Raw genomic sequence first — 12,716 nt, 5'->3', positions numbered from 1 at the left:
GCTGACCGCGTGCGATTGTGAACGTGTGCGGGGCTCAACGAAATTCCGATCGGCACACCCCTTCCGGCTGTTGCTCGTCGACGACGACCGGGAGCTGGTGGAGTTGCTCTCTCTCGCGTTGCAAGGTGAGGGATATGTCGTGGACGTCGCATTCGACGGTCAACGCGGGCTGCACCTCGCGCTCACCCAGCCCTACGACGTGGTGGTGATCGACCGCGGCCTGCCGGTGATCGAGGGGCTCGACCTGCTGGCCAGGCTCCGGTCCCGGTCGGTGCGCACCCAGGTCCTCGTGCTGACCGCGATGAGCTCGGTCGACGACCGGATCCGGGGCCTCGACGCGGGCGCCGACGACTACCTGACGAAACCGTTCGACCTGGGTGAGCTGACCGCGCGGCTGCGGGCGCTGTGCCGGCGGGCCGCCGAGCTGGCCGCCGTGCTCAGCATCGGCGAGGGACGCCTGGAGCTGGAACAGCACCAGGTCGTGCTCCCCGACGGCGAGAAGGTCCCGCTCACCGCGCGGGAGTTCGCGCTGCTGCGGGTGCTCGCCACACACCCGGAGACAGTGCACACACGGGCGGCGTTGCGCCGCACCGTGTTCGAGGACGCCCCGTCGCAGTCCATCGTGGACACCTACGTGCACTACCTGCGTTCGAAGGTCGGACGTTCGGTCGTGCTGACCGTGCAGGGCGTCGGCTACCGGTTGGGGGCCCTGTGAGGGCGAAAGCGGACGGGGAGGTGCGGCGCGCGCGGCTGCGCGTGAGCGTGCTGGTCGCCGCCGCGCTCACGTTGATGATCGCGTTCGTCGGCGGGATCGCGTACGTGGTCATGGCACACGCGCAGAACACCCAGGTGGCGCGTGAGCTGCGGTACAACGTGCGGTACGGCGTCCCGGACGTCGCGCCGCGGTGCGCGTGGGTGTTCACGCTGAAGGACGGCGTGCTCGACGAGGGCGTGCTGGCGGTGCCCGACGGGTTCCCGTTGCGCGCGGATCTCGACCAGGTCCAGGCGACCGGCGGTGAGGTCGAACGCACCGTCCACGCCAACGGCACGCAGTACGAGGTGCTCACGGCGGTGGTCGCGGGCACCACGGTGCAGGCCGTGTTCGACACCCGGTACATGCTCGCCGACCGCAGGCACCTGCTGCTCGCGCTCGGCACGGCACTGGTGGCGGGCCTGGCGGCGGCCGCGGTGATCGGCCTGTCCGTGAGCCGCCGCGCGATCGGCCCGCTGGCGGAGGCGCTGGCCCGGCAACGCCGCTTCCTCACCGACGCGAGCCACGAGCTGCGCACCCCGATCGCCCGCGCGCACCTGCGGGCCCAGCTGCTGGCCGCGGCCGTGCCCGACGCGCAACGCGACAACCTCGACGCGCTGGCCCGCTCGATCCGCGGCCTCGCGGACGTCGTGGACGACCTGCTGCAGTCCTCCCAGCTCGACCAGCGGGCCGACCAGCGCCCCGTCGACCTCGCCGACGTGGCCGAGGCCGCGGTGGTCGGCGAGACCGAACGCGCGGCGCACCAGCGGATCGTGCTGTCGCTCGACCACCCCGGCCACCCGCTGGTGGTGAACGGCGTCGAGACGGCGCTGCGGCGCGCGGTGGACGAGCTGCTCGCCAACGCCGTGCGGCACACACCGGAGGACGGGCGCATCTCCGTCGCCGTGAGGGCGGCCGGCGGGCACGCGGAGCTGGTCGTGACGGACACCGGCGAGGGGTTCGAGCCCGGTGAGGCGGCACGGCTGTTCGAGCGGTCGCACCACGGCGGCGGCGAGGGGCGGTTCGGGCTGGGACTCGCGCTGGTGCGCGAGATCGTGACGGGACACGGCGGGACGGTGACCGCGGCCGGGCGGCCGGGGCTGGGCGCCCGGTTCACGCTGCGCGTCCCGCTGGCCCCGATCGCCGTGCCGGCGCAGGCCACCGGGGAGGCGCCGGTCAGGCTGGCGGCGCCCGACCGGGTCCCGACCGCGTGGACGTGAGGCGGGGGCCCGCTCAGACGCTGCCGTCTCGTGCGCTGTCACCACTCGCCGTCGACGACCACGTCCGCGGCCACCCGCACGTCCTCGTCGAGCGGCCGGTCCGGGTCCACCGGCTCGATCGCCTCCGCCAGCGCGTCCAGCAACGTCGCGCACCGGGGTGCGGCCGGGCGCCTGCCGCCGACGTGCACGGCCTGGCGCAGCCCCAGCGCGAGCGACCCGCACAGCAGGCGCAGCAGGGCGGCGAGGTCGTAGGACCGCAGCGCCGCCTGCGTGCCGAACGGCACGACGTCCTGGTTGTGCAGGTTGGTCGGCAGGCTCTGGGTGCTCGCGGGCAGCACGTTGCGGCGGATCTCCGCGACGAACGCCGTGGTCGCGAGCTGCACGCCCTGCAAGCCGTGCTGGCGGCCCGGCCCGGCGGCGAGCATCGGCGGCAGGCCCGTGTTGCGGGCGGGGTCGACCAGCAGGTCGAGCTGGCGTTCGGCGAGGTTGCCCAGGGACGCGGTGACCATCGCCAGCACGTCGGCGGCGTAGGCGGCGGGCTGGCCGAAGAAGTTGCCGCCGTGCGCCACCAGGTCGTCGCCGGGGAAGAACAGCGGGTTGTCGCTCACCCCGCCCAGGTCGGCGGCCACGACGCCGTCGACGTAGCGCAGGGCGTCCTCCGCCGCGCCGAGCAGCTGGGGCGAGCAGCGGATGCTGTACGGCTCCTGCAACGCGCGCTTGCCGCTGGGCACGCAGCCTTCCAGCGCCGTCCGCATCCGTGAGGCCACGTCCACGGCCCCGGTGTGGCCGAAAGCGGTGATCAGGCGGGGGTCGGCGAAACCCGGGTCGGCGCCGAGGACGTCGACGAGCAGACAGGTGAGCGCGGTCAGGGCGCGGTGCGAGGCGCGCACCGACGACAGGGCCAGCGCGGTCGCGGCGGTCGTCACCGACGTGCCGTTGACCAGGGCCAGCGCGTCACGGCCGTCCAGTTCCAGCGGGGACAGTCCCGCGCGGTCCAGCGCCTCGAACGCGGGCATCCGGGTGCCGTCGAGGTAGGCGTGCCCGCGGCCGCGCAGCGCCTGCGCGGCGTACGCGAGCGGGATCAGGTCACCGCTGGCGCCCACCGAGCCGTAGCGCGGCACCGCGGGCACGAACGTGGTGGCGAACATCTTCGCCAGCCCTTCCACCACGTGCGCGGACACGCCGGACAGGCCCTGGGCGAGCGACCACGTCCGCACCAGCAGGGAGGCGCGGGCGATGTCGAGCGGCAGGTCAGGTCCCTGGCCCGCGCCGAGGTGTGCGAGGGTGTTGTCGCACTGGTCGGCGTCGTCCGTCCGGCCCGCGAACCCCACCAGAGCACCGAAACCGGTCTTCAGGCCGTACACGGGACGTTCGTCGTCGGCGAGCACCGTGCGCAGGTAGGCCCGTCCGCGTGCCACCCGGTCCCGCACGGCGGTTCCGGCGAGCACCTCCAGCGGCGCGGCGGAGCGCAGGAGCTGCGGGACGGTCAGCGGGGAGGCCAGGTCCACGGACGTGGCCGATGCGGTCGTCGTCACGGGACGGACGGTAGGCACGCGATCTCAGAACGTTCTGAGATCGCGTGGGTAGCTTCCCCGGTCATGGCGTACGACTACCTGATCATCGGCGCGGGACCGGCCGGTTTGCAGCTCGCCGCACTGCTCGACCGCGACGGTCGGGACTACGCCGTCCTCGAGCGCGGCAGCGGGGCCGGCACGTTCTTCACGCGGTACCCGAGGCACCGCAAACTCATCTCCATCAACAAGGTCCACACGGGGTTCTCCGATCCCGAGCAGAAGATGCGGATGGACTGGAACTCGCTGCTCACCGACGACCCCGAGCTCCTGTTCACCCGCTACAGCCCCAAGTACTTCCCCGACGCCGACGACATCGTCCGGTACTTCCAGGACTTCGCCGCCGGGCTGAAGATCCACTACGACACCGAGGTCACCCGGATCTCCCGCGATGACAACGGGTTCACCGTGCAGGACGGCAGCGGCAAGACCTGGCAGGCCAAGCAGCTCGTGATGGCCACCGGCGTCTCCCAGCTCTACCTGCCGCCGATCCCCGGCATCGAGCACGTCGAGCGCTACGACACCTTCGACACGGACCCCGAGTCGTTCACCGACCAGCGGGTGCTGGTCATCGGCAAGGGCAACTCCGGCTTCGAGACCGCCGACGCGCTCGTCGAGCACGCGGCCGTCATCCACCTCGCCGGGCCGAACTCGGTGAAGCTCGCCTGGCAGACGCACTACGTCGGGCACTTGCGGGCGGTGAACAACAACTTCCTCGACACCTACCAGCTCAAGAGCGAGAACGCGGTCATCGACGGCACGATCGAGCGCATCGAACGCAAGCCGGAGGGCGGTTTCCGCATCCAGTTCCGGTACGCGCGCACGGTCGAGAGGCTGCGTGAGCTGGAGTACGACCGGATCATCGCGTGCACCGGTTTCCGGTTCGACGCCTCGGTCTTCGCCGACGACTGCCGGCCGAACCTGATCATCAAAGACCGGTTCCCTCAGCTCACCTCGGCGTTCGAGTCGACGAACATCCCCGGTCTGTACTTCGCGGGCACGGTCACCCAGTCGCGTGACTTCAAGAAGTCCACCAGCGGGTTCATCCACGGGTTCCGCTACGGCGCCCGCGCGTTGCACCGCGTCCTCAACGCCCGCCACCACGACACCCCGTGGCCCGCGACGGAGCTGGAGCACTCCCCCGACGCGATCAGCGACGCGATCATCGCCAGGGTCAACCGCTCGTCGTGCCTGTGGCAGCAGTTCGCGGTCATCGGCGACGTCGTGACGGTCGACGGCGACAGCGCGCGCTACGAGGAGGAGGTGCCGGTCTCCTACGTCGCCGACGGTGGCCTGGGCCCGGCCGAGCACCGGTTCGTCACGACGCTCGAGTACGGGCCGGACCACGACACCGTGGACCCGTTCGACATCAACGTCCCGCGCGTCGCCGAGAACGACCCGGTCAACGCGTCGGACGCGAGCTACCTGCACCCGGTGACCCGCTACTACCGCAACGGCGTGCTCACCGCGACGCACCACCTGGCCGAAAACCTGGAGAACCAGTGGGACCTGCCTGAGGTGCACCAGCAGCCGCTGGTCGTGTTCGTGAAGGAATGCCTTGCCGGCGCGTGACGCCGAGCCGTTCCCGCGCGCGGTGCTCGACGTGCTCGGCGCCGCCGCGGACCGGCCGGTGTTCGAGCACGGCACCCGCGTGGTGACCGGCGCGGAACTGCTCGACCTCGTCGCGCGGGTCGCGACCGCGTTGCGGCGCAAGGGACTCGGGCCGGGCGACGGCGTGGCGCTGCTGCTGGGCGTGACCGTGGAGGCGTTCGCGACGATCCTCGCGGCGCACGTGGTGGGCGCACGGGTCGTCGGTGTCCGGCCGGGGCTGACCGACACCCAGGTCGAGCACCTGCTCGGCCTGGACATCAAGCTCGTCGTCCGCGACACCGCCGACCTCGTCACGACCGGCCTCGTCACGGTGCCCGCCGCTGCCCTGCACTGCGACGGCCACCCCGGCGACGTGGCCCGGTTGATCCACACCAGCGGCAGCACCGGTGCCCCCAAGGCGTGCGCGCAGACCTACGCGTCGATGGCGAACGCCTGGAACACCCGGCCCGCCGCGTGGCCACCGGCCGTCCGGGAGCTCGCGGCCCGGCTCGGCCGCTACCTGGTGTTCGGGTCGCTGTCGAGCCAGGTGATGTTCGAGTACGCGGTGCTCACCCTGACCGCGGGCGGCACGGTCGTCGTCGCGGACGACCCGGCCACCGCGATCACGGACCTGCGCGCCACGGCACGGGTGATCACCGTGCCCGGTCTGGCGAAGCTGGTCGCGGCCCAGCGGCACTCCCCCACCGGCCTGGACACGCTGGAGGCGTTGCTCGTCTCCGGGTCACCGCTGACCGCCGAACGCCACCGCGAGGCGCTCGACGTGCTCGGGCCCGTGCTGTTCCACGGCTACGGCCAGACCGAGACCGGCATGATCTCGATGGCCACGCCGTCCGACCCTCCCGGCACCGTCGGGAAACCCCCGGTGGACGTGGAGATCCGCGACGGGGAGCTGTACGTGCGCACCCCGTCGCAGGCGAGCTCCTACTGGGGCGCCCCGGAGGAGTCGGCCGAGGTGTTCGTGGACGGCTGGGTCCGCACCCGCGACCTCGGCCGGTTCGACGAGGACGGCAACCTGGTGCTCACCGGCAGGGCCAGGGACGTCGTGATCGTCAACGCGAACCTGTTCCACATCGGCCCGATCGAGCACGTGCTCGCCGGGCACCCGGACGTCGCGGAGGCGTACGTCGTCGCGGCACCGGACGACGACACCGGCGAGGCCGTCCACGCCTTCGTCGTGCCCAGGGCGGACCGCGTCCCGCGGCTGGCCGAGCTGCGCGAGCTCGTCACCGCGCGGCTGGGCGCCGCGTGCGCCCCCGTCCGCGTCACCGCCATCACCGAACCCCCCGTCGCTCCCAGCGGCAAGCCCGACAAACGCCGGCTCGCCAAGTTGATCGGCACAGCGTGAGGAGAGAAGTCGTGTCCAGCGAGGTTTCGACCGAGTGTCTCGTGATCGGCGCCGGTCCGGCGGGACTGCAGGCGTCCTACCTGCTCAAGCGGTCCGGCCGGGACCACCTCGTGCTGGAGGCCGGCGCGGCGGCGGGGACGTTCTTCACCCGCTTCCCCCGGCACCGCCAGCTGATCTCGATCAACAAGGTGTACACGGGCTGGGACGACCCGGAGCTGAACCTGCGGGTCGACTGGAACTCGTTGCTCTCCGACGACCCGGAGCTGCTCTTCACCGGCTACACCCCGCGGTACTTCCCCGGCGCCGACGACATGGTCCGCTACCTCGGCGACTTCGCCGTGAAGAACGACCTGCCGATCCGCTACGACACCCGGGTCGTGTCGGTGTCCAGGCCGGACGACTTCGTGGTGCGCGACCAGCACGGTGGCACCTACCGTGCCAAGCGGCTCATCGTCGCCACCGGTGTCTCGCAGAAGTACGTGCCGGAGATCGAGGGCGTCGAGCATGCCGAGCACTACTACGACGTGTCGGTGGACCCGCAGGAGTTCATCGGCAAGAAGGTGCTGATCGTCGGGCGCGGCAATTCGGCGTTCGAGACCGCGGACGCGCTCGTCGAGACGGCGTCGGTCATCCACGTGGCGGGCCCCGGTTCGCTCAAGCTCGCCTGGCAGACGCACTTCGTCGGGCACCTGCGGGCGGTGAACAACAACTTCCTCGACACCTACCAGCTCAAGTCGCAGAACGCCCTGCTGGACGGGCACATCAAGAGCATCCGGCGCGACGGCGACGACTTCTACGTGAAGGTGAGCTTCCAGCGGGTCGACGAGGTGGTGAAGGAGATCCGCTACGACCGGGTCATCCTCGCCACCGGGTTCCGGTTCGACGCCTCCATCTTCGCCCCGGAGTGCCGGCCGCAGCTGACCATCAACTCCCGCTTCCCCGACCAGACCGCGGCCTGGGAGTCGGTGAACGTGCCCGACCTGTTCTTCGCGGGCACGATCACGCAGGCAAGGGACTTCAAGAAGTCGACGAGCGGGTTCATCCACGGCTTCCGGTACGGGGTGGTGGCGCTGCACCGCATCGCCGAACAGCGCTACCACGGCGTCGACTGGCCGAGCAGGGACGTGGCCGCCGCGGACGTCACCGAAGCGGTCATCGAGCGGGTCAACCGGACTTCCGCGCTGTGGCAGCTGTTCGGGTTCCTGGCCGACACCGTCCTCATCGGACCGGACGGCACCGCGCGGTACCTGGAGGAGGTGCCGGTCGCGCACCTGCACGAGGCCGTGGCGCGCGGCGAGTTCGGCGACGTCGACACCTACCTGACGGTGACGCTGGAATACGGCGCCGACCACGACAAGGTCAACCCGTTCGACATCACCGCCGGCCGCACCTCCCAGGAGGACACCAGCGGGCTCGACGGCCGCTACCTGCACCCGGTCGTGCGGCACTTCCGCGCGGGCGAGCTGCTCACCGAGCACCACATCACCGAGAACCTCGAGAACGAGTGGGACAGCGAGCACGTCCACAAGGCACCGTTGCGCGCCTACCTGGACACCGTCCTCGGAGCCCGCTTGTGAACCCGGCGCTCGCGGAGCTGCACGACAAGGCCCGTGCGGTGCTCGACCCCGTCCACTACGACTTCTTCGCGGGCGGAGTCGGGGACGAGGTCGTGCTCGCGGAGAACGAGGCGGCGTTCCGCAGCCTCGCCCTGCTGCCCAGGGTGCTGCGGGGCGGGAAGATCGGCACCGACTTCCCGGTGCTGATCTCGCCGACCGCGTTCCACAAGCTCGCCCACCCCGACGGCGAGCTCGCGACGGCGCGGGCGGCGGACGGCACCGTGGTGGTCTCCAGCATGGCCTCCACGGTGCCGATCGCCGACGTCGTGGCCGCCGCCACCGGCCCCGTGTGGTTCCAGCTCTACGTCCAGCCGGACATGGCCGTCACCGAGGAGCTGGTGCGGCGCGCCGAACGGGCGGGCTGCGCGGCGCTCGTCGTGACGGCCGACTCCCCCGTGTTCGGCCGGCACCGCCGCGACATCGAGCACGGCTTCCACGACCTGCCCGCCGGGCTGGCCGCGGAGAACATGCGGGACCTGGCGGGCGTGGCGGGACCGAGGGACATCGCGATGTCGGCCGATGTGTCGTGGGAGCACATCGGCCGGCTGCGCGGGATGACGTCGCTCCCGGTGTGGGTGAAGGGAGTCCTGCACCCCGCCGACGCCGTGCTCGCCGTCGAGCACGGCGTGGCCGGGATCGTCGTGTCCAACCACGGCGGCCGTCAGCTCGACCTGGTGCCGGCGTCCCTGGACGCGTTGCCCGCCGTCGCCGACGCGGTGGCCGGGCGGGTGCCGGTCGTCCTCGACGGAGGTGTCCGCAGCGGCGGCGACATCGCGATCGCACTCGCGCTCGGAGCGACGGCCGTCGGCATCGGCAGGCCGGTGCTGTGGGGTCTCGCCGCGGACGGCGAGGCGGGCGTGCGGCGCGTGCTCGACGTCCTGCGCGACGAGTTCCTGCACGTCCTGACGATGTGCGGCGGTGTGCTGTCGCGGGACATGGTGGTGCACAGGGGGTTTCGTTGCTGAGCAAGCTACCCGCACGCGTGGTCGCGTTGCGCGCCAAGGTGTTCGAGAAGGTCAACGGCGACAACGCGATCACGTTCCCCAACGAGCAGGTCGGCCCCGACCGCTTCCAGGAGCTCTACGGCCAGGCCGCGGCGAACGGCCGCAGCAAGGGCGCCGGGCTGTCGGACCTGTTCTGGTACTGGCTCTCCCCCGGCCCCGAGGTGCACCAGGAGCATTTGGAGGCCGGGCCGCGCTACGACGACGTGGCCCGCGTGACCCGCGCCTTCCTCGCCGGCCCGACCGAGGAGCTGTCGGCGGCGGCCACCCGCTGCACCGCCAAGGTGCTCGACGAGGTGCTGCGCGGCCCCGTCACACACGTCCGGCTCCGCGACCTGATGATGCCGGTCTGGGCCGAGTACTTCTACGAGATGGTGTTCGGCGAGCCGTGCCCCCGCGCCGCACGCGACCTGATCATCGGACACGCCGACGACGTCGTGACCGCCCTGAAGTGCACCGGCCTGCGCCACCCCCGGCGGCGGGCACGGCTCACCCGCTACCTGGAGAAACGGCTCGGCGACGTCCGCCTCCCGCTGCCGGAGACGCTGTCGCGCACCGAACAGGTGCACTACCTCCAGGGCACGTACTTCAACACCGCCGTCGTGCAGATGTCCGAGGGCATGGCACACCTGCTGCTCGCGCTGGCCCAGCACCCCGACGTCGCGGCCCGCATCGCGGCGGACCCGTCCGACGACCGGTACTTCGCCCACGTGCTGGACGAGACGTTCCGCCTCTACCCGTTGTTCGGCATCGCGCACCGCATCACGACCGACGACATCGAGCTGGACGAGAACACCAGGTTTCCGGCCGGGTCGGTGCTGTGCTTCAACTACCCCGAGTACCACGCCACCGGCTACGAGCGGCCCGGCGAGTTCGACCCCGGCCGCTGGGAACGCATGAAGGTCCGTTCGGCGCACCACATCCCGTTCGGCATCGCGGCGAACCGGCCCTGCCCGGCGTGGCGGCTGTCGCCGATCGCGATGAGGGCCGCATCGAGGGAGGTGCTCCGCCGGGTCACCCTGCACTCCTCGGTGACGCACTCCCGGTCGTTGCCGAGCAGGGGTCCGTGCCTGCTCGTCCGCGACGGTTCCACTCCCACGACCCGGCTCGCGCTGATGCGCGTGCGGGACCGCTGGGAAGACGTTTGGCGCAGCGTCGCGCAACTCGTGCTCGGCACCGTCATGGTGCTGCACGCCCACCGGCTGCGGCTGGCGGGCGAGTACTTCGACAAGCACGACACGCAGGGATGCCCAGTCCGGCACTGACCCCAGGCCGGCCCCGACCCAGGAGATCCCGTGAACCAGATCCACTTCGCGCTGCAGGTCTTCGCCGCCTTGGCGGTCGTGCTCGTCGCGACCACCGTGTGCGGACGGCTCGCCATGCTGGTCAAGCAGCCCAGGGTCGTCGGCGAGATGGTCGCCGGTGTCCTGCTCGGCCCGGCGCTGCTCGGCGCCGTCGCCCCCGGCGTGCAGGCCCAGCTCTTCCCCGCCGACGTGAAGAACACGCTGTACGTGCTCAGCACGATCGGCCTGACGTTCTACATGTTCCTCGTCGGGTCCTCTTTGGACCACGGCCTCACCGCGGGCTCCAACGCCCGCAAGGCGTCCGTGCTCGCCATCTCCGGCATCGTGCCGACGTTCCTGCTCGGCGCGGGCGCCGCGGTCGTCTTCTACGACTCGCTCAGCCCCGAGGGCACGAGCATGTGGGTGTTCATGCTGTTCATCGGCGGCGCCCTGTCGATCACCGCGTTCCCCATGCTCGCCCGCATCCTCCAGGAACGCGGCATCGCCAACACCCCGATCGGCGGCCTCACCCTGGTGGCGGCGGCGATCGACGACGCGGCGGCGTGGGCGTTCCTCGCGCTGATCATCGCGGTCGGCGCCTCCGGCAGCCCGGCGGGAGCGCTGAAGACCATCGCGGGCGCGGCGATCTTCGCCGTCCTGATGCTGACCGTCGGCCGCAAGTGGCTCGCGAAGCTCGGCGAACGAGCCGAACGCGACGGCAAGCTCAGCCGCGACATGGTGGCCGTCATCCTCTTCATCGTCCTGCTGGCCGGCTGGTACACCGACTACATCGGCGTCTTCTCGGTGTTCGGCGGCTTCATCACCGGCCTCGCGATGCCGAACTCGAAAGTCGTCCGCCGTGAGCTCGACACCAAGCTCACCGACCTCAACTCGATCCTGCTGCTGCCCGTGTTCTTCGCCTTCAGCGGCCTCAACACCAGGGTGGACGGCTTCGGCTCCGGCGGCGCGCTGTGGTTCCAGCTCGCCGCGATGATGCTCGTCGCGTTCGTCGGCAAGTACGTCGGCTGCGGCCTGGTCGTGCGGGCCCAGGGCTACTCGTGGCGCTACGCCTCCGCGGTCGGCGGCCTGATGAACGCCCGCGGGCTGATGATCCTCATCTTCATCAACATCGGCCTCGCCTACGACCTGGTGACGCCGGAGATGTTCGCGATCCTGGTCGCGGTCGCCATCGTGACGACGGCCGCGGCGATGCCGATCTACCGGGCCTCCCTGCCCGACCACCTGGAGGCCCAGGCGAGCTTGAAGTCACCGGAGCCGGTCCGCTGAGCCGACCACCGAGTGAGGGTTACTTTTAGTCAACACTGAAGCTATAGAGAATTCAGCAGCATCGTCCGTGCCGTCTCCGCGAGGAGGTGGCACGGACGAAGCGGTTGTGTTCTCAGCCGGTGACGTCGATCGTGAAGGCCGCCCTGCGCACCTTCCCGGCGTGCGCGAACTCCAGGAACAGCCGGTACTCCCCCCGCTCCGCGAACACCGCCTGGAAGCTCAGCTCCCCGTTGTTCAGCGGGATGCCGGCCAGCTCCAGCGGGTGCATGTGGGTGGCGGACAGCAGCATCGTGTGGAAGCCGGTCATGTGGCCATTGGCGCCGAGGTGGGGTTCGAGCGAGCTGACCGGCTTGCCGTCCGGGCCTCGGATCGACAGCCGCAGGTCCTGCGGGCGCAGGGCGGTGGGGCGGGTGGGTTCGTCGACGCGGACGACCGTATAGCCGTCGGTGGTGGTGGCCTCGGTGGACGGGGCGGGGACCGGGACGAGGGTGGTGTCGCCGGGGACGCTGAACGGGACGCCCAGGACGACGGGGTGGCGTGGGTCCTTGGTGTCGAGGGGGACGAACTCGGCGAACATGCGGTATGCGCCGCCGTCGGGCAGGTTGAGCGTGGTGTGCCAGGTGTCGCCGTCCAGCACGGGGTGCAGGTGCTCGAAGATGTTCATGTCGTCGCGGACGCTGAAGAAGTGCATCTGCTTGGTCTGGTTGTCGAGGAACCGGGTGACCGGGGTGCCCGCGCTGTCGAGGATGCGGAACGCCACCGGGACGGCCTCACTGCGGGTCTCGGGCATGGTGACCCGGTCGAAGCGGTAGCCGCTCTCCACTTCGGACAGTCCGTCGCTGTGCGCGGCGGGGGTGAGGTCCACCTGCTGCTGCTGGTGGGCGTTGTGGCCGGCGGACGGCTGGGCCATGACGTAGACGCCGCCCGCGATCACCAGCACGGCGATGACGGCGAAGATCCAGTCCGTGAAACGCAACTTGCGCATGATCGCTCCCTCCGCACCTGAGGGGCGCCCTCGTGACGAGAGCGCC

The 12,716-nt window shown here is 71.1% G+C and carries 10 protein-coding genes; 8 read left to right on the top strand and 2 right to left on the bottom strand.

The annotated features are described in order from the left end of the window. The first annotated feature begins 25 nt into the window (after nt 1-25). Together BLT23_RS24140 and BLT23_RS24135 are read left to right on the top strand one after the other, a co-directional pair. On the top strand, nt 26-715 hold the full coding sequence (locus BLT23_RS24140; RefSeq protein WP_342713690.1) for a response regulator transcription factor: 690 nt from the start codon (nt 26-28) through the stop codon (nt 713-715). Beyond that, nucleotides 712-1,971 carry a sensor histidine kinase gene (locus tag BLT23_RS24135; protein WP_218133869.1) on the top strand — a complete coding sequence of 420 codons (1,260 nt, stop codon included), beginning with the start codon at nt 712-714 and terminating at the stop codon, nt 1,969-1,971. Before BLT23_RS24140 ends, BLT23_RS24135 begins: the two co-directional genes overlap by 4 nt. Nucleotides 1,972-2,009: 38 nt before the next feature. On the opposite strand, the gene BLT23_RS24130 is transcribed toward BLT23_RS24135, so the two are convergent. Further along, complete coding sequence (locus BLT23_RS24130; protein ID WP_090052419.1) at nt 2,010-3,506, bottom strand: aromatic amino acid ammonia-lyase; 1,497 nt, start codon at nt 3,504-3,506, stop codon at nt 2,010-2,012. Between the two features lie 63 nt (nt 3,507-3,569). On the opposite strand from BLT23_RS24130, the gene BLT23_RS24125 reads away from it, so the two are divergent. Genes BLT23_RS24125 through BLT23_RS24100 form a run of 6 tightly spaced genes read left to right on the top strand, consistent with a single transcriptional unit; the run spans nt 3,570 to nt 11,685 of the window. Then, the gene (locus tag BLT23_RS24125) at nt 3,570-5,114 is read left to right on the top strand and encodes an NAD(P)-binding domain-containing protein (protein ID WP_090052417.1); all 1,545 of its coding nucleotides are present in this window, start codon (nt 3,570-3,572) and stop codon (nt 5,112-5,114) included. Further along, entirely contained in the window at nt 5,101-6,498 is a 1,398-nt protein-coding gene (locus tag BLT23_RS24120) for a class I adenylate-forming enzyme family protein (protein ID WP_218133868.1), read from the top strand. Before BLT23_RS24125 ends, BLT23_RS24120 begins: the two co-directional genes overlap by 14 nt. A gap of 11 nt (nt 6,499-6,509) precedes the next feature. Then, on the top strand, nt 6,510-8,075 hold the full coding sequence (locus BLT23_RS24115; protein WP_090052415.1) for an NAD(P)-binding domain-containing protein: 1,566 nt from the start codon (nt 6,510-6,512) through the stop codon (nt 8,073-8,075). Next, nucleotides 8,072-9,079 (top strand): alpha-hydroxy acid oxidase, encoded by a 1,008-nt coding sequence (locus BLT23_RS24110; RefSeq protein WP_090052412.1) that lies wholly within the window; start codon nt 8,072-8,074, stop codon nt 9,077-9,079. The genes BLT23_RS24115 and BLT23_RS24110 overlap by 4 nt, the downstream gene beginning before the upstream one ends. Continuing rightward, nucleotides 9,073-10,380: a cytochrome P450 gene (locus BLT23_RS24105; RefSeq protein WP_245744128.1), complete on the top strand. Its 1,308-nt coding sequence runs from the start codon at nt 9,073-9,075 to the stop codon at nt 10,378-10,380. Before BLT23_RS24110 ends, BLT23_RS24105 begins: the two co-directional genes overlap by 7 nt. A 30-nt stretch (nt 10,381-10,410) precedes the next feature. After that, on the top strand, nt 10,411-11,685 hold the full coding sequence (locus BLT23_RS24100; protein ID WP_090052408.1) for a cation:proton antiporter domain-containing protein: 1,275 nt from the start codon (nt 10,411-10,413) through the stop codon (nt 11,683-11,685). Between the two features lie 112 nt (nt 11,686-11,797). On the opposite strand, the gene BLT23_RS24095 is transcribed toward BLT23_RS24100, so the two are convergent. Beyond that, nucleotides 11,798-12,670 carry a hypothetical protein gene (locus BLT23_RS24095; RefSeq protein ID WP_090052406.1) on the bottom strand — a complete coding sequence of 291 codons (873 nt, stop codon included), beginning with the start codon at nt 12,668-12,670 and terminating at the stop codon, nt 11,798-11,800. Nucleotides 12,671-12,716: the final 46 nt, after the last annotated feature.

Origin of the sequence: Lentzea fradiae (genome assembly GCF_900100955.1) — a bacterium.
In the GTDB taxonomy this organism is placed as follows: Bacteria; Actinomycetota; Actinomycetes; order Mycobacteriales; family Pseudonocardiaceae; genus Lentzea; species Lentzea fradiae.
The sequence above is the reverse complement of the archived record's forward strand: the minus strand, read 5'-3'. Positions and strand labels throughout refer to the sequence as shown.

Coding starts and splice junctions, on each gene's coding strand:
- BLT23_RS24125 (WP_090052417.1), top strand. CDS start 3,570: ATGGCGTACGACTACCTGATCATCGGCGCGGGACCGGCCGGTTTGCAG.
- BLT23_RS24095 (WP_090052406.1), bottom strand. CDS start 12,670: ATGCGCAAGTTGCGTTTCACGGACTGGATCTTCGCCGTCATCGCCGTG.